Below are 22,832 nucleotides of genomic sequence, written 5' to 3' on the forward strand. Positions count from 1 at the left end.
CAAATTTTATGCGAAGATGATTTTGAAGTTGGGGCGAATTGATGAAATACAAGGGGCTTAACCTTGGTCTTTATTATGCTATTATCAACTTATTACTAAATCGATTAATTAATAAAAAGTTATCTATTTTTGAGGACAAACTATGGCTCAGCATTTTGATTACATTGCAATTGGTGGTGGTAGTGGCGGTATTGCCTCTGCAAACCGTGCAGCAATGCGTGGCGCAAAAGTCGCTCTTATTGAAGCAAAACACATGGGTGGCACCTGTGTAAACGTGGGTTGTGTTCCAAAGAAAGTAATGTGGCACGGCGCACAAATTGCTGAAGCAATTAACGCATATGCACCTGACTACGGCTTTGATGTTGAATTAAAAGGTTTTAGCTGGGCTAAATTAGTTGAAAGCCGCGAAGCGTATATTGGCCGTATTCACCAAGGTTACAACAAGTACTTATCTAGCAATGGTGTAACTGTAATCAATGGCTTTGCTAAGTTTGTTGATAACAAAACAGTTGAAGTAAACGGTGAGCTATACACTGCTGACCATATCCTTGTTGCTGTTGGTGGTCGCCCTACTATTCCTAACATTCCAGGCGCTGAGCTTGGTATTGATTCAAATGGCTTCTTTGAGCTAGACGCACAGCCTAAGCGTGTTGCTGTGGTTGGTGCAGGCTACATTGCCGTTGAAATCGCAGGCGTACTTCATAGCCTTGGTACAGAAACACACCTGTTTGTTCGTAAAAACAAACCACTACGTACTTTTGACCCATACATTGTTGATACGCTTATCGATATTATGGCAAAAGAAGGCCCAACTCTTCACACTGAGTGCACACCTAAAGAAGTAGTTAAAGAAAGCGATGGCAGCTTAACCATTCACTTTGAAAATGGTCACAGCCAAAACGTTGATGAAGTTATTTGGGCAATTGGCCGTACACCTACAACTGACAAGATCAATCTTGCTGCGGCAGGTGTTGAAGTAACTGAAGCTGGTTACGTTAAAGTAGACGAATTCCAAAACACCACAGCTGAAAACGTATACGCAGTTGGCGATATCATCGAAAACGGTATCGAACTTACGCCAGTAGCCGTTAAAGCAGGTCGTATTTTATCAGAGCGCTTATTCAATAAAGAACTACCTGATGATTTAAAAATGGACTACGAGCTAGTACCTACTGTGGTATTCAGCCATCCACCAATCGGCACAATTGGTTTAACAGAGCAGCAAGCGATTGATCAATACGGCAGCGATAACGTTAAAGTATATAAATCAAGCTTTGCAGCAATGTACACAGCGGTTACTCAGCACCGTCAAGCATGTAACATGATGCTAGTGTGTGCAGGCGAAGACGAAAAAGTTGTTGGCTTACACGGCATTGGCTTTACCGTTGACGAAATGATCCAAGGCTTTGCCGTTGCAATGAAGATGGGCGCAACCAAAGCAGACTTTGATGCTGTTGTGGCTATTCACCCGACGGGCTCAGAAGAGTTTGTAACGATGAGATAAACTCGCGTTGCGAGTCAATTTTAAACCTTGTGGTGCTGCCACAAGGTTTTTTATTGAGTAAATTTGGTAGTGATTTCAGTACACTATCAAAGCTCAGAAATTGCTTGACTAAAAATACGTTTAAGTAAATCTAGGTTTAAATTCACACCTGCAATATTCGCATCAATCCACTCTCTCTGAGAGATTGGAGGCCACGAAACCTTATAGCCGATGCTATATAACATTTCTTCAAAAAAGAAACGTAACACTCTACCGTTACCTTCGCGGAATGGGTGAAGTAAATTTAGCTCACAAAACAAGTCTGCCACTTTTTCAATTAGTTCATCATTATTCTGACAATTCGATATTGCCGGAATGGTTCGAAATAATTTGTTAGCTTCAGGCTCAATACGCGTCCAAGTACAAAAGCGGGTATTACCCTTGGAGATATCAACATCCCTAATTTGACCTGCCCACACATATAAGTCTTGAAATAAGTGGTGATGAAGATGTTTTAAATGCTCAAGTGAAAACTTAGATAGAGGTTGTTCGGGGGAGTCATAAGTTCTATAGCGTTCAGCGGTAAACTCAGCTTCGGCTTGATCTAATATATCCGATTCTCGAATATCTAATAGATTAATTAATACATCAGAGGCAGGGTAGCAATATTTATCTTGAGCTACCCCGTATTTATCGCGCATATTTACGCTTCAATTCAGCAATACTTTTGCCTTCACTATTAGTTTTCAGCGTTAGACCTTCATAGCTTAAACTGACCTTAAAGTTATCCATATCGGGCATAAACTTAGTTTTTTGCTGATTGCTAGTCTTAGCAGTTTTGGTAGTCATAAACCCTCCTGTAATACTGATAATTCTAGCTTATTCAAGCATAAATTGCCATTAATCAACTTATTCGAAAGTACAGCCAAAAAGAAGAGAAAAAGGCAATTAAAATACTGACCAATTTAAACTTTTTAATGCCTATGATTACAAAGTGAGGGGGAGTTGTTAAACTCAGCTAAAAGAATAAAAACGTAAACTACTTTGCAATCAATCACTTTATTCCCTGTACACCTTGTACAGAGTATCTTTCTGTTCCAAATGTTATTTGGTGCATTATTAATTAATAGCCAAAAACAAAGTCGTTCCTTGGTGCTGCTGTTTGCATTTCAAGGCTGTGTGTGCGCCTTTAACCTGCTAGAAGGGTTAGGGTTTTCTAGTTACTTAATTACCCCTGCATTTACATTACTGTATGGGCCTATGATTTACTTTTTTACCTTGTCGATTACAGGTAAACAGCCTTTTAAAACATCACACTACGCGGTACACTTAATTCCTGCGGCTATTTCCTTGGCCTTTACCCACTACACGCAAGCGATCATTTTACTTGGTTCGCTCAGTCAACTTGGTTATTTCTACTTCGCTTATGGCATTTTAAAGCGCTATCACAAACAACTTATGCATGCGCGCTCAGATGCTGAGAGCCTTAAATTAAAGTGGCTGATCAAAGCATTATTTATTTTTGCCATTATTGTCGTATTTGATTTGCTGCGCATGAATGTGCAACCAATCACGCCGCTCGATATAAAGATGCACTGGTATTTATTAAACGAAATACTGTTACTGCTGATGTTTAGCTTTTTGTTGTTTCACACCATCAAAAATAGCTTTCAATTCGAGCCAGTCACATTGTCAGAAGAACCCGAAGCTGAACAAACTGATTCGGCTGACGAGCAACTTGCGCAGCAAATTTTCTCAACCATTGATAACTTGATTATTAACGAATCGCTTTATCGACAACCTAGGCTCTCACTAAACGACTTAGCAAATCAAACAGGGCTCGGTAGTAAAGAAATATCTTGGGCTATTAACAGCACAACGGGGAACAACTTTTGTGAGTACATCAACCAGCATAGAGTGAATGATGTTAAACGCGAAATAGAGCAAGACTCACCTCAAAAACTCAGCCTGATAGAGCTGGCATTTCAAGCAGGCTTTAATTCTAAATCGACTTTTAATGCCGTGTTTAAAAAAGAAACGGGATTAACACCGAGTCAATTTAAGAAGCAAACGCAAAAGAATTAGCTCATAAAACAGACAAAAAACGTCCTAAATCCTGTTTTAGGACGCTTTTTTACAACTCAAACGCTAATTTAAACAAAAAACAACTTTGAGACTCCTGATGTACAAGTCCTATTTTTTACTACTAACTTTGTGCCTATTAATAAACTTTTCGGGTTTTGCTTTAGCAACGAATCACTCTTTAGAGGTGACGAATCAAGCTTTAAAAGTGCAGCCAAGTCGCGTTGGTGCAAGCGACCCAATCGCTTACTTTCAATCGAAAACAGCAGCAATAGAATTTGCTAAACAACAAAACTGGGCTCAGGTGAATAAACTCACAAAAATGCTCATTAATGAATATCAACACGATGGCGATACTTGGTATTTACTTGGCCTCAGTTACTTTCAATTGGCCGATTATCAAAATGCCAGCAATGCTTTGCAACGCGCACTTGCAATTGGGACTAGCTTAAAAGGCATTCCTAATGGGGCCAGTAACCCGAACGATTTAATGGTGAAAATTGCAGAGGCATACGCAGAGCTTAAAAACCAACAGCAAGCCGAGTATTGGCTTAAAAAAGCTCTAGCAGCAAGATGGGATGACCGCCCAACACTTGCTGGCACCAGCTTATTTAAATCTGGTATTAACCCTTACTTTGAACGCTTTGCACAATCAGCCAGTTATAAATCACTTGCAGGTAATAATTTGGATACTGAACTCAATCGAGATCAAAAATGGCGCGCCGATTTAGCGTTTTTAGTTTCAGAGATCAAACGTTTACACGTGGCAATGTATCAAAACATGAGCTCACAACAGTTTGCAGAAAAAGTAGCTGAGATTGATAAGTCGATTCCTATTCTAACCGATCAGCAAATTGTTTTTCAGTTTATGGAGCTAATTGCATTACTTGGCAATGGTCATAATCTATTGATCCCAGCATGGGGTGAAACAGGCAACTTTCAGCAACTACCATTTCAGTTTTATCAATTTAGTGACGGTTTATACATCAGCAAAGCAAGTAGCGATTACCAGCAATATGTTGGCTATAAAGTTGAGGCATTTGCCGATACACCAGCCCAGCAAGCTCTTGAGTTAACTAAACGTATTAATGCTCGCGATAATGAAATGCAAACCCTTTGGTTGGGTCCCTATTATTTAAGTTTGCTTGATGTGCTAAACGGGCTTGGCATTAGCAAAGGGAGCGAGGTAACACTTACGCTCAGCTCACCACAAGGCGCTATCACCACAGTTACACCAGCGCTCAAACCAATGCAATTTACAGGTTTTCCTAAGTTACCAAAACTTGCTGAGCACCCTACGCTTAGATACTTAGCAAAAAACAATACGCCGTTTTGGAGCGAACAAATCAAAACGAATAAATTACTGTATGTACAATTCAATGATGTGCGAAATAACAAAGATCTCACCCTTGCTGAATTTGCCATGCAGCTACAAGCACAAATCAAACACGATGACATTGAGCATCTGGTGCTAGACCTTCGCCATAACAGTGGTGGTAATGGCTCGCTCACCCCGCCTTTGGTGGCAACGGCCGCATTTTTTAACGTATTAAAACCACAAGGAAAGCTATTTTTATTAATTGGCCGCAATACGTTTTCGGCAGGCCATGATGTAGCTGTAAAGATTGCCAATATAGTGCCAGCGATTTTTGTAGGTGAGCCATCAGGCACCCGCCCGAATGTGGCAGGTGAAGCTGGCTGGTTTAACCTGCCATACAGTAAACAAACAGGCCTTATTTCGAGCCAATTCCACCAGCAAAGCCGAGCGGAAGATCATCGAATCTGGTTAGCGCCCGATATGCCAATTACACTTTCTGCAAAAGACTACTTTGCAGGTATCGATCCGGTAATGGATGCTGTTTTAACTATAACTAAGCAATAACCAGTGCTGGCACAAACCTTGTAACTGTTAATAAAGTAACCAGTTATAGCAAGAGTTTGCTCTTGTTTACTGTGTAATTAAGTAGTTATTACGCAGTAAACAAGGCATTTTTACAAGGAGGCACTGTGTCTAAGTCTGCAATTTTATATCGCATGGTGACCGATGAGCATATTTGCCCATTCGGTTTAAAATCAAAAGATTTACTAGAGCGTCATGGTTACGATGTTGATGATCGTCACTTAACCAGCCGTGAGCAAACTGACGAATTCAAACAGCAGCATGATGTAAAAACCACACCACAAACCTTTATCAATGATAAACGCATTGGTGGTTACGATGATTTACGCGACTTTTTTAATCTGCCCGAGGCTGGCCAACAAGGTACCAGTTATACCCCTGTTTTAGCCATTTTCGCAGTAGCTATGCTACTAAGCTGCGGTTTCACTTATGCCAGTGGTGAGGCTTTATTTTCTATGCAAAATCTGATGCTGTTTGTTGCATTATCCATGGCGGTATTAGCGATACAAAAGCTGCAAGACTTATACAGCTTTTCTAACTCATTTATTACCTATGACTTACTAGCCATGCGTGTCGTGCCCTACGCCTATGTTTATCCATTTATAGAGGCGTATGTAGCGATAGGTATGGTGGCTAAATTACCCGCCTTAGCTGTAGCACCATTTTCATTATTTATTGGTGGTATAGGTGCGGTATCAGTTATTAAGGCTGTGTATATCGATAAACGAGAGCTGAAATGCGCCTGTGTTGGTGGCGACAGTAATGTGCCGCTCGGCTTTATCTCTCTGAGTGAAAACTTATTTATGATTGCCGCAGGTATATGGATGCTATTGAGCTAATACAAAAACGCGAGGGATTACCCTCGCGTTCACTATAACTATCAGTAGGGGCAATTAAGCCGTACCACCCACAGTTAGGTTATCAATTTTAAGGCTTGGTTGACCCACACCAACAGGTACGCTTTGGCCATCTTTGCCACACACGCCAACGCCTTTATCAAGCGCTAAGTCGTTGCCTACCATCGAAATTTGCTGCATCACTTCTGGGCCATTGCCAATCAGTGTTGCGCCTTTGATAGGTTGCGTGATTTTACCGTTTTCAATTAAGTAGGCTTCAGAGGCACTAAATACAAACTTACCTGACGTAATATCCACTTGGCCGCCACCAAAGTTAGGCGCGAAGATACCTTTTTTCACTGAGCTGATGATATCAGCTTGGCTGTGCTCGCCACCTAACATATAGGTGTTGGTCATACGCGGCATAGGTAAATGAGCATACGATTCACGGCGTGCGTTACCAGTAGGGTTAACACCCATCAAACGGGCATTTAGCTTATCTTGCATGTAGCCCTTTAAAATACCGTTTTCAATAAGCACGTTATACGCAGCTGGTGTCCCTTCGTCATCCACGTTCAATGAACCACGGCGATCAGCAATGGTGCCATCATCCACGACTGTACACAGTTCAGATGCCACCTTTTGACCTACTTTACCGCTAAACGCTGATGCGCCTTTACGGTTAAAGTCACCTTCTAGGCCATGGCCTACCGCTTCGTGTAGTAACACACCCGGCCAACCTGCGCCTAGCACGACTTCCATGCTACCCGCAGGTGCATCGATTGCTTCTAGGTTTACTTTTGCTTGGCGAACAGCTTCTTCGGCGTATTCCATCCAGCGCGGTTTGCCATCGACTAACTCTTTAAAATAGCCATAATCTAAACGCGCACCGCCCCCTGCACCACCGCGCTCACGACGGCCGTTCTTCTCAAGTAACACTGAGCAGTTTAAGCGAATAAGCGGGCGAATATCGGTGGCAAAGGTGCCATCACTTGCAGCAATTAACACTTCTTCATAAACCGCCGACATTGAACTGATCACTTGCTCAGCATCCGGCGCTAATTGACGAATATAGTTTTCAAGTTCACGTAGCAGGCTTACTTTGTCATCGTTGCTCATGCTTTGAATTGGCTGATGCGGCGCATACTGTTGTTTAGCAGCTACATCACTGAACACCTGAATTGTTTTGTTTTCGCCAGCATTGGCAATGCTACGCGCAGCCGTTGCTGCTTTGTTTAACGCTTCAAGGTTAATCGCATCTGAGTATGAAAAACCGGTTTTTTCACCGCTAACAGCACGCACACCCACACCACGCTCAACGTTGTATGAGCCTTCTTTTACTAAACCGTCTTCAAGCACCCAAGATTCGTGATGGCTCGATTGAAAATACAGGTCGGCATAGTCAACTTGGTGCTGATGAATAAAAGCGAGCGTTTTTTCTAATTCTTCTCTTGTTAATTGGCTGTCATGTAATAAATGCTGTTCAACCGTGTTCATAATAAATGCTCTCTAAATCGTTGCTGAGACTGCACAGGCATGTCTTGGCGAATTGTATTCAAGCGGTTTAAATCAAGCTCATGGCTGATAAACCCGGTACCAGAGGCAAGCTCACTGAGCGTTTCTCCCCATGGTGAAATAATAATGCTGTGGCCATATGTGTGGCGGCCATTTTCATGCTCGCCCCACTGCGCTGCGGCAACCACATAGCATTGTGTTTCGATTGCCCGCGCAGCTAATAAAATATGCCAATGAGCAGCGCCGGTGACTGTGGTAAAGGCACTGGGCACTAAAATAAGCTCAGCCCCTTGGCGCTGCATGGCGGTGAATAAGCCACTAAAACGTAGATCATAACATACTGCTAAGCCAATTTTACCAAATGGCGAGTCGACCACCACAATATCATTGCCTGCTTGCGTCGCATCAGACTCTCGGTAACTGCGGGTAGTGTCGGCTACATCTACATCAAATAAATGAATTTTATTGTACTGCGCAACCACATCGCCTTGGTTGTTAAATAAAAACGAGGCGGCTAAATACTTACCATTTTGCTGCGAAACAGGCAGGGTGCCAGCGGCTAACCAAATATCATGTTGCTTGCATAAATCGGCAAGTTGCGCTTTATATGCCTCACTTTGGTGACCTAATTGATAGCTTGCTTGGCTTTGCTTACTAAAGATCAAAAAACTTTCGGGTAAACACACTAGCAATGGCCGAGTTGCAGGTAACTGATTCAATGTCTCTGCTAAAAAAGCGAGATTTTGCTCAGCATTCATACTTGAGCACATTTGTACTGCAACAACCTGTGGGTGAGGATTAGCCTTCATTATTATCTAAACTCGCTGAAGATGCGGCATCTTTTAATTTTAGTTGCGTCGACGACTGCGGCTGGCTTTGCGCGGCTTGCGGTAACGTCACTTCACGGCTCTTACGATCAACTTCTTCGACAACAGGGTCGTTCATACTGCCTGTTACTTTAAAGTTGATCTCTGAGATCACCCGCGCTGAGTGAATCACTTTGTCGATTGCCAACGCAGCAAGACCACTTACCGGATTAACCATCCATGCCACAATCACTGGAATACTCGACGTTACCTGCGGCGCAACCGCTAGATCGTAATCAATTTCAAAGGTATTTAAGTTTGTATGGCCTTTAATCGTTAAATCAGCAGGCACACCATCAAGTTTGGTATCTTGAGTGTAAGCAATGCCCTTTTCTAGCTGCATCGTGCCTTGCATGCTGTTATAGAAAAAGCCTTTGGAGAATACATCTCTAAAGTCCAGTTTCAGCTTACGCACTAACGAGTCTAAACTCAGTAATGAGAATACTCGCGCACCACCATCACTGATCTCAGCAAGGTGTCCTTCACCTAAACGCCAATCTAACTCACCGGCTAAACTTGGTACATCAAAGCTATAAGGTGCGCCTTGCCAAGCAAGATCAAACTTAATATTGGCGTCAGAGTCTTTTACTGTAGTAGTGATATCAAACTCATCAAATAGCGCACCAATATCGTCACTTTGTAAGTTACCACTAAAGCGTGTTTGCCCATCGGCAAATTGCCCTTTACCGCGCAATACGTGATCGCCTTTGTCGATGACCAGCTCAGTAAACAAAAGTTTATCGTTCTCCCCAACTAAGCTGCTTTTAATTTTATCGAGCTGATACTCAGCGACTTTACAATCTTCACAGTTAAACTCGATGGCTGGGACTCGGGTTAACCAGCTTAAATCTTCAGGTTCAGTGCTTTGCTCTGTTTGCTCTGCAACTTCGTTAAAATTAATACGCAGATAGTCAGTAAAAATTTGAATTGGTCTGCGTGTTTCACCGGTTGGGATCAGTGCATCGGCACGTAATTCTTTAGCATTTAGCTTTAACTCTAAATCTGATTGTTTTGGCGCTAAGCGAAATTCAAAATCATTAAAGTCGATATTGTGTAGTGCCAGTTTATTAAATTTGCCCGTTACGTTGTTGAATGCAGGCATCACACTTGGCGCATCTGACTTAACTTTGGTAAGCGCAATAATTTGATCAATTAAGCCAAACCAAGGCACTATTTCGGTTTCTGGTAAATCAATAGATACCGCAAAACCTTCACGGTTCAAACCTAAATCTTGTGCACCTAAAATTAAATGGGCATTACTAAATTTCTTTTCGCCATTATCTAAAATCGCATTAAAAAATAACTGCTCATCAACATTTGCGGTGATCAAATTAGAAATACGGTCGCCCTGCACGACCGCAGTTAATGGCCATTTCTGCTCTGCGCCTTTGTTATAAGGTGCAGGTAGTTGGCTAGTCACACCGATTAAATTACCACTCACATCGGCGCGGTAATTAAAGTCATTCGGTAAAAAGTTAAGCGACACATTAATATCTACATCACTTTGGCCGCTTAAGTAACCGGCCAGTAAACCATGGGCCTGTTCAATTAAAGGCTCAGCTTCAAGCGCTAACTTTATAGCAATTTCAGCGCGATAGTTATCAGCCACACTTTCACTGTTATAACTTGCAGTGAGCGGCATACCCATCCAATCTGCTTTGGCATTTTTTAAGTCGATTTTATCGTTGTTAAACTTAACAATACCGGTCATGTGATTAAGTGTGATCCCAGGCTGTGCAAGGTAAATCGGAATATTAGCTAACTCAACTTCACCAATCGCATCAACATGACCAGATTCTAGATCTACTAATAATTCAATTTCAGCCTGCGCTTCCCCTTTCGCTTGAACTACCTCAAATACATCAGCTAACGGTTTTGCTAACGGAGTCGCAGAAAAGAAGGGATTAAGCTTATCGCCATGGGCGCGTTTATTAATAGCAACTTTTAAGACATCTGCATTCATTAAATCGGCAATACTGACATGCACGCTATCGCCAAGGACTAGATTAACCAGCTTGCCCGACTTGCTATAGATATCCATGCGCTCATTTTCGAAATGTAAAATGACGTTGGCATCTTCAACTTCTGGCCAGCTTGGTGAAAACTTATAGTTCGCGTTTTCAACATTCGCTAACACTTCAAATTGACCTTGCTGCTCTTTGAACGGAAACCCTTTAAATGGCCCTGAGAACAACACTTGCGCTTTATTTACTTCGCCACCTTTAATGGCTCCATTGAGGTAGCTAACAAGGCTTTTGCTCATGACAGGTAACGGAAAATAATGCCCAGCGACTTTGGCATCAGGGGCATAGGCTTCAGCATATAAATCTAACCGCGGTTCATCAGTCAGGCTGAGCATCATCTCAGCAGCCACAGTTACTTCGTCGTTATCAAGCCAAATATTATCGCTACTAATGCGCCAGCCATCATCATAATGATGAAGGTCTAGTTCTACATTTAATTGGTTATAGGCAATATCTTGGCTAAAGCTGCCGTTTGTTAATAGTTGATTATTCTCGCCATAAAGCTGAATTCGCCCAGCTGATTGATTAATTAAGCCATTAACGCGGATAGCTTGCCCACCCGGAACACCTTGCAGCGACAGCCAATTAATTTGTTCGCCCTGAAACCAAAGTTGCCAGTTATCCTGCTGACCTAACTCAAGGTAGGCATCACTTAACTGACCATTGGGTTGACGAGCTAAAAACGGGGCAAGTACTTCAAAGTTACTTAACTGCGATAACTTGGCCAGCAATGCAAAATCAAATTGCTTTAACCAAATTTGATTTTTATCGCCAAGCTGAGCTTCAAATTGTAAGGTTGGCCATTGTTTTAAATCGCTTTCAAAGGTAAGTCCGGTGCTTTTTAAGCGCCAGCCACCTTGCTTTGGAAATAAATGAAAACCACCTTCGCTTAAACTAATTTGATGCGCTTCTTGGTTTTGTTGCCAGTTGATAAAACTCGGTAGCCACTGCACTTTTACATCGCTGATCAGGCCTTTATCAAGGCTAAACCAAGTTTGTAAGTTGATGTCGGAATTAAGCTGCTGCTTGTCGGTATTAATATATTGTGCCAGCCATTTAGATACATCAACGTTCGCCGCTTGCACATAGATATCACCTGCCATGGTTTCAAGAGTCGACCCATTCAATGCCATACGGGCGTCAAAGCTACCAACAGAAATTCCTGGTAACGCTAATGTACCTGAGCCTTGATGTTGCTCAGGAGTATTTTGCCAGACAATGTTTTCAAGAATGAGCTTACGCTCTTTACCATCATTGAGGATAAAGTTAAGGCTACTATCTTGCACTGCAAAGTGCCCTGTTTCACCAAGAAACAAACCTTCGATAAGTTCTTTTTGCTCAAAGTTACCAGATTGTTGATTATTGCCTAAATCAAGCATCGTTGGTAAATCGACATCAGCATGAAAACCATTGATCACAAAGTAGCTCGATTTAAGCTGACGGGTTTTTATAGATTCCCATAAGTTAACTTCAAGGCTCGCTTTATCAATGGTGAGTGCAATGGGTGAGGTTTGGTTATCTTCAAAGGAAATATCTTCGATAACTAAAGCAGGTCCTTTCCCCTGCCAGCTGGCTGAGATTGAGCCAATCGCTAAATTTACATCAAAACGTTCATACAAAAACGCTTCAATGTCATCTTTATAGTCATTCGCGTATGGCAGTGAATACTTTACCACAGAGACAATTACGGCCAGCAGTACGAGAGTAATAGCAAATACTTGCCATAACTTACGTAAACAATAAAAGCAGACCGTTTTTGCCTTCATTACATCATTACCACATCAAACTGTTCTTGGTTGTATAAACTCTCTGTTTGAATACTGACTTGCTTACCGATAAATAGTTCCAGCTCAGCAAGGTTGTGATACTCATCGTTGATCAATGCTTCGCTTACCGAAGGCGCTGCGTAAACCATAAACTTATCAGCTGCATAAGCACGGTTTACCCTAACGATTTCACGCAAGATTTCGTAGCAAACCGTTTCGACCGTTTTTTGCGAGCCGCGCCCTGAACACGCTGGACACACATCACAAAGAATGTGCTCCAAGCTTTCGCGGGTGCGTTTGCGGGTCATCTCTACTAAGCCTAGTGCAGATAAGCCATTTATGTTGGCTTTTGCACGATCTTTTGCAAGCGCAGATTCAAGTGAATGCAATACTCGGCGTTTGTGCTCATCACTAATCATATCGATAAAGTCGATGATAATGATGCCGCCTAAATTACGTAAACGTAGCTGACGAGCAATCGCTGAGGTTGCTTCGATATTAGTATTAAAAATGGTCTCTTCGAGGTTACGGTGGCCAACAAACGCACCGGTATTTACATCAACGGTTGTCATCGCTTCGGTTTGGTCGATAATTAAATAACCTCCCGATTTAAGCTCAACTTTACGATGTAGTGCTTTTTGGATCTCGGTTTCAACATCGAATAAATCGAAAATAGGTCGCTCACCCGGGTAGTATTCTAATGCTCCCGATAACAGCGGCACAAATTCTTCAGTAAATTCTTTAAGCTCTTGATAGGTTAGTTTTGAATCAACACGAATACGCTCCATGTCTTCACCTACGTAGTCACGTAGAGTACGAAACGCCAGTGTTAAGTCTTCATGCAAGATACTTTCTTTACTGGTTTTTTTGCGCTTAGTGACGATTTTTTGCCACAGCTTTTTTAAAAATTCCGCATCGTGACGTAGCTCTGCTTCAGATGCACCTTCTGCTGCGGTACGAACAATAAAGCTGCCGTCATCATCACCATATTCAGCAACAATTTTCTTTAAACGCGAACGTTCTTCTTCGGTTTCAATACGCTGGCTTACACCTACATGTGTTGCATCTGGCATAAACACTAAATAACGAGAAGGAATCGTGATATCGGTTGTTAAGCGCGCGCCCTTGGTACCTAGCGGGTCTTTAACCACTTGCACCATGATATGTTGACCTTGGCGCACAAGCTCTCGAATATCTTGTACTTTTTTGATTGGCTGTTCGTCAACGCCTTCTACAATTGAGGCACTGTTTACAATGTCTGATGCATGTAAAAAGGCGGCTTTCTCTAAGCCAATATCGACAAACGCAGCCTGCATACCCGGTAGTACGCGGCTGATTTTACCTAGGTAAATATTGCCCACTATGCCAAGGTTGCCAATTCGCTCTAGTTGGATTTCTTGCAGTACGCCATTTTCGATAAGCGCAACGCGACTTTCGCTCGGTGTAACGTTGATCAGTAATTCGGTGCTCATGTTACCCTCTTAAAAATTCGTTTAATAACTGCTCTGTCTCATATAAAGGTAAGCCGACAACCGCAAAATAGCTACCCGAAAGATGACTCACAAAGCGGCCACCTAAGCCTTGAATGCCATAACCACCGGCTTTATCTTGCGGCTCACCACTATGCCAGTAGGCATCAATTTCCGCATCGCTGAGTGGTTTAAATGTAACATCGGTGACAACAAGGCAGCTTTTTACTTGCTCACTATCAGCAATTGCCACAGCCGTCATCACTTGATGGGTACGGCCAGATAAGCGCTTCATGGTGGCGGTAAAATCAGCTTGGTCTAGCGGCTTACCAAGTGCGGTATCATCAATGACAACCACGGTATCGCTGCCAAGTACTGGGCGGTCGGTGTAACCCATAGCAACGCCCGATTGTGCTTTGAGTTTGGCTAGGCGCTCTACATAGTCACGCGGGGCTTCGTTTGGGAATTGGCTTTCATCAGCATCAACGCTAAATTGAGAAAACTCAACGCCAAGTTGGCTGAGCAACTCTTTTCGGCGCGGTGATGCAGACGCCAAATAAATTGCGGTTTGCATTATCTAATCCTGAAATGACGGCGATATTTACGCAAAATTAAGAATATCCACCACCAACAAAGCATGCCGGTTAGCACTGGCCACATATAATGCGGGCTAAAATAAACGCCCATTAAAAAGTGGTTAAGCCAAAATTGCATGAGGTGGTAAAGCGTTAAAAACAAAGCAATTAAAATGCTTTGCTGCCATAAAGAAAAGTTTCTAATTTTTTGGAAGTTACTCGCAGTGATAAATATACACACCGAATAAGTCAGTGAGTTCACACCGAGTGGCGAACCTGATGCAAGGTCCATTAATAAACCAACGACCCAGGCTGTGCCAATATTTAGACGGTGCGGCACCGCTAACGACCAATACATTAATACCATTAACACCCAATCTGGGCGGTATGGCTCAAACGAAATTGGTAACGGCATTAGTGCCATTACCAATGCAAAAAAGATACTGATAGCAATCAGCAAAGAGTGACGACTATTCATTGCTGATGCTCTCCTGCTGATTACGCCACAGCACAACCAATAAGCGAATACGGTCAAGTTGCGCAATTGGCTCAGCATAAACTTGCGCAAAAGGACGCCCTTCATCGCGGTTAATTTCGGTCACCACGGCAACCGGATAACCCTCTGGGAAGGTACCACCAAGACCAGACGTAACCAAAATATCGCCAATGCGAACATCAAGGCTATGCGGTACATGCGAAAGCTTTACCACGTTAATTTTACCAATGCCCTCAACCACGGTACGCACATCGTTACGTAAAATACGCACAGGTGTGGCATGAGTTGTATCTGTCATCAGCAGTACGCGCGAAGTAGTTGACCCCACTTGAGTGATTTGCCCCACTACACCCATTTCGTCAATCACAGCTTGGCCTTCGCTTAGGCCATCGGTTGTACCACGGTTAATAACCACTTGGTGGCTATACGGATTTGAGTGAACAGAGAGGACTTGTGCAATAATTTTACGGTTTGATTGTTTAGCCGATGAACCGAGTAAAGCACGTAATTTATCGTTTTCACGAGATAGAAATTGCAGTTGTTGTAATTGTTCGCTTTGTAGTAACTGCTTCTTTTTTAATGCTTCGTTTTCGGTTAAAAGCTGTTCGCGGGTATGCAGATTCTTCGCGCCAATACTAAATAGCTCATAGGGCAAGTTGGCAAGGTAAATGAGTGGGCTAACTAGAGTGTTTAGGCTGGTGCGGATTGTTGTACCACCTTGCGTGTAGCGATCGCCCACGATCAGCACGACACTCAAAAGCACTGCGACAAAAAGCCGCAGTTGCAAAGAGATGGTACGACCAAAAAGTAACTTCATTAGTCGTAGCTAAATACGTCACCACCGTGCATATCAATCATTTCTAGTGCCTTACCGCCGCCACGTGCAACACAGGTTAATGGATCATCAGCAACCACAACTGGGATACCAGTTTCTTCCATTAATAAACGGTCTAGATCCTTTAATAATGCACCACCACCGGTTAATACCATACCGTGAGCAGAGATATCAGATGCAAGCTCTGGTGGAGATTGCTCAAGAGCAACCATTACCGCGCTTACAATACCCATTAATGGCTCTTGCAGTGCTTCTAAGATTTCGTGTGAGTTAAGGGTGAATGAACGCGGCACACCTTCCGCTAGGTTGCGACCACGTACTTCAATTTCAATTGGCTCATCTGTTTTGAAAGCCGAACCGATTTGGTGTTTGATGTTTTCGGCAGTTGCTTCACCAATTAAGCTACCAAAGTTACGACGTACATAGTTAATGATAGCTTCATCAAACTTGTCACCACCGATGCGTACAGATGAAGAGTAAACCACACCATTTAAAGAAATAATGGCAACTTCAGTTGTACCACCACCGATATCAACAACCATTGAACCGGTTGCTTCAGACACTGGTAGGCCAGCACCGATAGCCGCAGCCATTGGCTCTTCGATTAGATAAACTTCACGAGCACCGGCACCCATAGCCGACTCACGAATCGCACGTTTTTCTACTTGTGTTGCACCACAAGGCACACAGATAAGAACACGCGGGCTTGGGCGCATAAAGTTGTTGTTATGCACTTGCTTGATAAAGTGTTGTAGCATTTTTTCGGTCACGTAGAAGTCAGCAATGACACCGTCTTTCATTGGACGAATCGCTTTGATGTTACCCGGTGTACGACCTAGCATTTGCTTAGCTTCGGTACCGACAGATGCTACGCTCTTAGGGCCACCAGCACGCTCTTGACGAATAGCAACAACTGAAGGCTCGTTTAATACAATACCTTCTTCTTTTACGTAAATTAGGGTATTGGCTGTACCCAAGTCGATCGATAGATCGTTTGAAAAAATACCACGGAGTTTTTTAAACATGAGGCTGGATGACCTTTGAAAATTCGTTCTTATACTAGCTGCTCTCACTCTATCATGCTAATCATGAAAAAGCGCAACTGCTTTAATTAAATTGCTAAAAAAGGAAGCATCCATTGCTTCCTTTTTAAATTCTTATCGTTCGCGTACTAAACGGAAACCGATATAGTTTGCACGAAAATCTGGCGCTAAGATTAAGCGCGTTGAAACGCGTGCTAGGCTTGGAGCAAAATTCCATGCACCGCCTCGAACAGCCACATCAGACTGCCCTGACTTTTTGTTTGTCCATTCCCACACATTACCTACTGTATCGTATAGGCCGAATGCGTTAGGAGAAAACGACCCTGTTGGTGCTGCGCTCCTGTTTGACCATTCGCTTCCACACCAGCCACAGTTCGCTAAATTTTTACCAATTTCGTTACCCCAAGGGTATTCAGTTTCTTTACCTGCACGTGCAGCGTATTCCCACTCAACCTCGTTTGGTAAACGAAATAACTGGCCTGTTTGACCCGATAACCAATCTGCATACGCTTTGGCATCGTTGTAAGTTAAACAAACCGCCGGGAAATCGCTTTCTTGATCAAAACCCGGATTGCGCCAGTTTAGAGTAGCCTCCCAAACTGGTTCACCATTTAAGTAATATGCACAGCCGCGATCTTTTTCTGCTTCTGTTTTATAGCCGGTATTCGCAACGAATTGCTCATACTCACCAACGCTTACTTCTTTGCTTTGCATTGCAAATGAGTTAGCAATGGTTTTTTCTACCACTGGGCGCTCATTCGCTAACCCATTGCCGTTAATGTCACCCATCTTAAATTTACCAGCGGGAATAACTACAATGCTGGCAGAACTGGTTTTATTAACAATACTTGCAACAGGTGCTGTTACAGGTTGCTCTGGTGCCGCTGTCACTTCAGCAACAACTGGCTCAGGCACTTTAACTAGGTTTGCATTAATGGTTTGTGCTTTACGCAGATCAATTCGCGCTTTGTAGCTTTTGTAGCCACGTTTGCGAATTTCAATATTGTGAAAGCCCTTTGGTAATGACGTTGTTAACCTAGTTGCACCATAGCTCACGCCATCAATAAACACTTCATCATCATAAACATTTGAACGCAGTGTTAATTCAACCATTTTAGATTTATTTTGATCAGGTAATGGTTCAACCTTAATTGGCTTTTTTACAGAATAATCGCTTACAGGTTGCTCATTAAAACGTGATACAGAGACCACTTGATTATTATCCTGAGAGTTACTGAATGTTAACTGACTATCTGAATACGTTGCGTCGTAATTTGCTTGATAATTACCGGCCAAAGGCGTGCCATAATCTGCACAAAAACGATTGTCTAAATTAAGTAGGCTACATAAACGACTGCTGTTTACATCACCGCGCATGGTCACGCTTAAATTAACGTTGTAGTTACCTTGACCACTAAAAGCACTGTTCACGACATGGCTACTTAAAATCTTAACCTGTGCACCGGCAAGGTTACGTTTCGGTTCAACTAAACGCTCTTCTGTTAAGTTAGCAAAAATCTGGTCTACAAAACGTTTAGTGGCTTTTTGTAAACCCATTTGTTGGCCGCGCTGCTCACAGGCAGCAAGCGTTTCGGTACGCTTACAGTTAATCGTATGATTAACTTCTAGCGTGCCTTCACGTGTAAACTCGTTACGTAAACGCTCAACACGTGCTGTTGCTAACTGCTCTTTTAAGCTTTCTAAGGTATTCAGTTGAGTGTGCTTTGATACACGAATTTGCTCGATATCTTTTCTATGCGAAGCAATTGCCGCCAATTGCATCGAAATATCATCTTTGTTTTGTTTATGATCAACCACAGCTTTTTGGTAACGCGACTGCGCATTGCTGATATCAAGGGTTGGGTCATCAATCAGTCGGCGATACATCTCATTCATTGCATCTAGCGCTTGGTTTTTTTCTTTATCTAGCTCAGTTGAGCGGGCGCGCAATAATTCGAGTTGTTTTTGTAACTGACTTTCTTCTTTTAGGTGTTTTTCGAGGATTAGGGTCGAGTTATCGTATTCGGCTTGTTTTTTACTGATCTCTGATTCAATGCCAGTTACCGTAGCTGTATCTTGTGCAAATGCACTTGTCGCTAGCAAACTAACTGAAATTAACAGAGATAAAGGAGCAATTCGCATATATTCCATTCCCAAAAAGCGGCAATTATTTGGTCATTATTATTTTTTATAATTAAACTCTTATGCTATGTACTTGCAAGGCAAAACACAAGCTTTGTTCAATTATTATCTCAGTTTACCTCTATTACCTTAGTTGATGCCAGTAAATAACAAAATCATTTTGGTTTAATTGACTAATTTCTATCTCTAAGACGACTTTGCTACAATTGGGCGTGTTTATTTACTAAAAAATGATACCGTGAATAGTTCTTTTGAATCACCAGTACAAACAATTCATCACCCCTTATTAGCGGCACGTAAAGTTCAGCTCAGCATCAAGCGTGATGATCTTATTCACCCGCAAATTAGTGGCAACAAATGGCGTAAGCTAAAATTTAACTTGCAAGCCATGCAGCAGCAGAAGAAATCTGAACTACTCACTTTTGGTGGTGCATTTTCAAACCATATTCATGCCACAGCAACTGCGGGTAAACTATTTGGTTTTAAAACCCACGGCATTATTCGCGGCCCTGAACTAGACGAAGCAAATCCAACACTCAACTACGCAAAGCAATGCGGTATGAGCTTACACCCAGTAAATCGAATTACTTACCGGTTAAGGCACGACCAAACTTACCTAGCACAATTGCAAGCACAATTTCCTAATGCCTACATACTGCCAGAAGGCGGCACCAACGCAGCTGCGCTTTTAGGTTGCAAAGAGTTAGCACAGAGCCTACCAAGTTCTGATGTGGTTGTTTGCCCTACTGGCAGTGGCGGTACATTGGCGGGGTTAATTGAAGGCGCACCGCAGCACACAAAGCTGTTAGGTGTCGCAGTACTGAAACAAGCGCACTACTTAATTGATGAGTTAAAGCAGCTAAGTAATAAAGCAAATCAGCAACAAAACTGGCAGCTGCTTTGCGACTTTCATGATGGTGGCTACGGAAAGTTTAGCGATAACTTGTGGCAATTTTGCCAAACTTTTAGCAAGCAACACACTATTGCGCTTGAGCCAATTTACAGCGGTAAAATGCTCTTTGCTGTATGGCAACTTATAGAGCAAGGCTACTTTGCTAAAGGTTCGCACATCATTGCAGTCCATACAGGTGGGCTACAAGGGTTAAATGGCCTCAAGTACCGAGGCCTCATTGACTAACTATAGGGCGTAATATCCGCCAGCTTTTGTAATGGCTCGGCAAAGTAAAAACCTTGAGCAGCAATGACACCTAGGTTTTTTAAGGTCGCAAGTTCGTTCTGTGTTTCTACTCCAACTGCATAGACAGGAAAGTTTAGCTCTGCCCCTTTAGTAATTATTTGCTTAACAATTTTTTGTTGCTGAGCACTTGTGTCTATATTATGAATTAGCTCTAAAGCTAGTTTAATACTACAAATGTTATTAATGCCTTTGTAGGTCGCTAGGTGCTCACTGCTGCGCACATTATCAATAACTATACCTGCCGAGAGTTTTTCTAAACACTCGAACTGTGTACTAAGCTTTTTATGCTGTTTTAAATAATCATCTTCGCTGAGTTCAAATTGCAACCTGTCGATACACTTAAAGTCATCTGTCTGCTGATTTAACCAATCCCAAAACTCATCATTGAACCAGTTCATCGCATGCAAGTTAATACTTACCTTTAAGCTACCAGACTCATTCAACAACATCTTTTTTACTTGTAAAATTACGGTTTTATCTAACAGTAAAACATCTTTTTTACTACTCATGTGTGGAATAAAGTGCCTAGCAGCAAGCAAACCTAAGCTTTTGTGTCGAATACGGATCAATGCCTCATGCTGCAAAATATCGCCCGTTTGCAAGTCAAATAACGGCTGAAAAAACAACATAAAGTGTTTTTTCTTTATATACTCAAAAAGATGTTCTTTGCTATCAGCCAGCATGTTTGACTGCGTGTGACCAAAAGGTAAGCGATGAATATGCTGCCAAGCGCTTTGTTTCGCCAGTGCTAATGCCGATTTAGTAAGCTGATAAACCACTGCCTGATCAGCCCCTGTGCGGTAATTACACACACCAATTTTTATATCAGCGCGAGACAAATCACTACGGTAATTTAAACAAGCTTGATATATAACTTGATGTAGTCGCTTTGTGTATTTATCAATTTCAGTGGCAGGTACATTATTTAAGGTGACAGCGATACCGCCAGAAGGCAGTAATTTAACAGAGCGATTTACAAGCTCACCAAAGCCTTTAGCAATCACTAATTTAAAGTAGTTATCGATATCAAGGTTAGCAGGAAACGGGCTTTTCCAAAAAAATAGTGCAAACAAATGATTATAATTAGTTGGCACACCATATAAGATATTCAAATCTTGGTGCGCTAATGGTTTTGGAGATGTTAACTGCTTTGGCGGTGCCTCAACCACTTGCTGCTCTTGGCTTTGTATTTGTGGCTGCTCTAAGGTTTCTAATTGCTTGAACATTTTTTTCCACCAACGGAAACCCCAATACCCAGTACCAAGCAATATTAAATTTAAAAATATAAATAAGTGACTTTCAACTAACCATGAAGGCCAATGAAATAAGCGTAAATTAACGGTCTTATAGCTAAAAACCTCCTGCTCAAGATCGATGAAATTCGCAAAGTTTTGCGGAACGTCGCTAGCATTCATTGCAAAGCCTTGGCTTTTAACTAATGTGGCAATGATATCTTGCGACACAACCGGATCAAGGTTCAGCTCATACACCTGCTTGGCTAGTTCAGTGCCTGTTCGGTGCACTTTGTCGTGTAACACATCACTTAAAAAAATATTAAAAACAACTAACAGCAAAAATGCGGCCGCCACGTAGATGGCCTCCGGTTGCTTTATTCGTGAAGTTAAGTCTCGTTTCATTTCACAGGTTAGTTGCTTAAACATACACAAAGTGTTGTTCAAGAACCCTATAAATACAAGGCTGCGGGGCGATTTAAAGCAATATCAGAAATATCCTATAACCAGCGCTGTCAAAAGTTTTGTAATTTTAAACACCTAGCAAAAACAGTTAATGAGAATTATTTTGTAATCAACACAACCCAAACAAAAGTAGTGATTACGAAGTATTGCGTAAATAAAAAACCCAGCAACTAAGCTGGGTTTTAAAAATTAACTCTACAATCTAATTATATTGTGAATTAGAACGGGATATCGTCATCAAAGTCGATTGGTGGTTCCATTGGATTTGATGCGCCGCCTTGTGGGGCATTTTGAGGCTTAGGAGCAAAACCACCTTGTTGAGGTGCATTGTTTTGCTGCTGACCATAACCGCCACCATATTGGTTATTGCTCTGCTGCTGTTGTGGACGCTGTTGCTGCTGTGCTGGCGCAGACTGTTGCTGTGGAGCATAGCTGTTATTGCTTTGTGATTGCTGTGCACCACCGCCGTAACCGCCACCTTGTTGCTGACCACCTTGGTAACCGCCTTGTGATTGACCACCTTGATAGCCACCGCCACCACCTTGCTGCTCACCACGACCGCCTAACATTTGCATTTGACCGCCCATGTCTACCACGATTTCTGTAGTGTATTTTTCTTGGCCTGATTGATCAGTCCATTTACGCGTTTGTAAACGACCTTCGATGTACACTTGTGAACCTTTACGAAGGTATTCACCAGCAACTTCTGCTAGTTTGCCAAATAACACGACACGGTGCCATTCAGTACGCTCTTGCATTTGCCCTGTGTTTTTATCTTTCCAGCTATCTGTCGTAGCAATGCTGATATTCGCTACGCCATTGCCATTAGGCATATAACGTACTTCTGGATCTTGGCCTAAATTACCAACCAAGATAACTTTGTTCACACCGCGTGCCATGGAACT

General features: G+C 42.3%; 18 protein-coding genes. 5 read left to right on the forward strand and 13 right to left on the reverse strand.

What is annotated here, in order from left to right; translation table 11 throughout:
- Nucleotides 1–142 precede the first annotated feature (142 nt).
- Nucleotides 143–1,504 (forward strand): glutathione-disulfide reductase, encoded by a 1,362-nt coding sequence (gene gorA / locus BIZ38_RS05145; RefSeq protein ID WP_187489756.1) that lies wholly within the window; start codon nt 143–145, stop codon nt 1,502–1,504.
- 86 nt (nt 1,505–1,590) lie between these two features.
- Here the strand turns inward: gorA and BIZ38_RS05150 are convergent, their stop codons facing one another.
- Nucleotides 1,591–2,184 (reverse strand): Fic/DOC family protein, encoded by a 594-nt coding sequence (locus BIZ38_RS05150; RefSeq protein WP_166338735.1) that lies wholly within the window; start codon nt 2,182–2,184, stop codon nt 1,591–1,593.
- The gene (locus BIZ38_RS05155) at nt 2,174–2,332 is read right to left on the reverse strand and encodes a hypothetical protein (protein WP_166338734.1); all 159 of its coding nucleotides are present in this window, start codon (nt 2,330–2,332) and stop codon (nt 2,174–2,176) included. The genes BIZ38_RS05150 and BIZ38_RS05155 overlap by 11 nt, the downstream gene beginning before the upstream one ends.
- 195 nt (nt 2,333–2,527) lie before the next feature.
- On the opposite strand from BIZ38_RS05155, the gene BIZ38_RS05160 reads away from it, so the two are divergent.
- From BIZ38_RS05160 to BIZ38_RS05170, 3 genes are all read left to right on the forward strand, one after another.
- Entirely contained in the window at nt 2,528–3,568 is a 1,041-nt protein-coding gene (locus tag BIZ38_RS05160; protein ID WP_138599261.1) for a helix-turn-helix domain-containing protein, read from the forward strand.
- Nucleotides 3,569–3,773: 205 nt separating this feature from the next.
- Nucleotides 3,774–5,447: a hypothetical protein gene (locus BIZ38_RS05165; RefSeq protein ID WP_187489757.1), complete on the forward strand. Its 1,674-nt coding sequence runs from the start codon at nt 3,774–3,776 to the stop codon at nt 5,445–5,447.
- Nucleotides 5,448–5,572: 125 nt separating this feature from the next.
- Nucleotides 5,573–6,304, forward strand: a complete 732-nt coding sequence (locus tag BIZ38_RS05170) for a glutaredoxin family protein (protein ID WP_187489758.1) — start codon at nt 5,573–5,575, stop codon at nt 6,302–6,304.
- 54 nt (nt 6,305–6,358) lie between these two features.
- Here the strand turns inward: BIZ38_RS05170 and tldD are convergent, their stop codons facing one another.
- From tldD to BIZ38_RS05215, 9 genes are all read right to left on the reverse strand, one after another.
- Nucleotides 6,359–7,798 (reverse strand): metalloprotease TldD, encoded by a 1,440-nt coding sequence (gene tldD / locus BIZ38_RS05175; protein ID WP_054552780.1) that lies wholly within the window; start codon nt 7,796–7,798, stop codon nt 6,359–6,361.
- Nucleotides 7,795–8,625 carry a carbon-nitrogen hydrolase family protein gene (locus tag BIZ38_RS05180; protein WP_187489759.1) on the reverse strand — a complete coding sequence of 277 codons (831 nt, stop codon included), beginning with the start codon at nt 8,623–8,625 and terminating at the stop codon, nt 7,795–7,797. Before BIZ38_RS05180 ends, tldD begins: the two co-directional genes overlap by 4 nt.
- Nucleotides 8,615–12,472 carry a YhdP family protein gene (locus tag BIZ38_RS05185; RefSeq protein WP_187489760.1) on the reverse strand — a complete coding sequence of 1,286 codons (3,858 nt, stop codon included), beginning with the start codon at nt 12,470–12,472 and terminating at the stop codon, nt 8,615–8,617. The genes BIZ38_RS05180 and BIZ38_RS05185 overlap by 11 nt, the downstream gene beginning before the upstream one ends.
- The gene (gene rng / locus BIZ38_RS05190; RefSeq protein WP_054552783.1) at nt 12,472–13,944 is read right to left on the reverse strand and encodes a ribonuclease G; all 1,473 of its coding nucleotides are present in this window, start codon (nt 13,942–13,944) and stop codon (nt 12,472–12,474) included. The genes BIZ38_RS05185 and rng overlap by 1 nt, the downstream gene beginning before the upstream one ends.
- Nucleotide 13,945: 1 nt before the next feature.
- Nucleotides 13,946–14,515 carry a Maf family protein gene (locus BIZ38_RS05195; RefSeq protein ID WP_138616160.1) on the reverse strand — a complete coding sequence of 190 codons (570 nt, stop codon included), beginning with the start codon at nt 14,513–14,515 and terminating at the stop codon, nt 13,946–13,948.
- The gene (mreD, locus tag BIZ38_RS05200) at nt 14,515–14,994 is read right to left on the reverse strand and encodes a rod shape-determining protein MreD (protein WP_054552785.1); all 480 of its coding nucleotides are present in this window, start codon (nt 14,992–14,994) and stop codon (nt 14,515–14,517) included. The genes BIZ38_RS05195 and mreD overlap by 1 nt, the downstream gene beginning before the upstream one ends.
- On the reverse strand, nt 14,987–15,829 hold the full coding sequence (gene mreC, locus BIZ38_RS05205) for a rod shape-determining protein MreC (RefSeq protein ID WP_054552786.1): 843 nt from the start codon (nt 15,827–15,829) through the stop codon (nt 14,987–14,989). The genes mreD and mreC overlap by 8 nt, the downstream gene beginning before the upstream one ends.
- Nucleotides 15,829–16,872 (reverse strand): rod shape-determining protein, encoded by a 1,044-nt coding sequence (locus BIZ38_RS05210; protein ID WP_054552787.1) that lies wholly within the window; start codon nt 16,870–16,872, stop codon nt 15,829–15,831. The genes mreC and BIZ38_RS05210 overlap by 1 nt, the downstream gene beginning before the upstream one ends.
- A 132-nt stretch (nt 16,873–17,004) precedes the next feature.
- Nucleotides 17,005–19,032: an SUMF1/EgtB/PvdO family nonheme iron enzyme gene (locus BIZ38_RS05215; protein ID WP_054552788.1), complete on the reverse strand. Its 2,028-nt coding sequence runs from the start codon at nt 19,030–19,032 to the stop codon at nt 17,005–17,007.
- 238 nt (nt 19,033–19,270) lie between these two features.
- Between BIZ38_RS05215 and BIZ38_RS05220 the strand changes: the two genes are divergently transcribed.
- On the forward strand, nt 19,271–20,170 hold the full coding sequence (locus tag BIZ38_RS05220) for a 1-aminocyclopropane-1-carboxylate deaminase/D-cysteine desulfhydrase (RefSeq protein WP_187489761.1): 900 nt from the start codon (nt 19,271–19,273) through the stop codon (nt 20,168–20,170).
- Here BIZ38_RS05220 and BIZ38_RS05225 read toward each other — a convergent pair.
- Nucleotides 20,167–21,891, reverse strand: coding sequence for an EAL domain-containing protein (locus tag BIZ38_RS05225; RefSeq protein ID WP_187489762.1), 1,725 nt, complete (start codon nt 21,889–21,891; stop codon nt 20,167–20,169). The two genes, BIZ38_RS05220 and BIZ38_RS05225, sit on opposite strands and share 4 nt — an antisense overlap.
- Nucleotides 21,892–22,145: 254 nt before the next feature.
- Nucleotides 22,146–22,826 carry a single-stranded DNA-binding protein gene (ssb, locus tag BIZ38_RS05230; protein WP_187489763.1) on the reverse strand — a complete coding sequence of 227 codons (681 nt, stop codon included), beginning with the start codon at nt 22,824–22,826 and terminating at the stop codon, nt 22,146–22,148.
- Nucleotides 22,827–22,832 lie beyond the last annotated feature (6 nt).

This window comes from Pseudoalteromonas sp. BZK2, assembly GCF_014349195.1.
GTDB classification, from domain to species: Bacteria; Pseudomonadota; Gammaproteobacteria; order Enterobacterales; family Alteromonadaceae; genus Pseudoalteromonas; species Pseudoalteromonas simplex.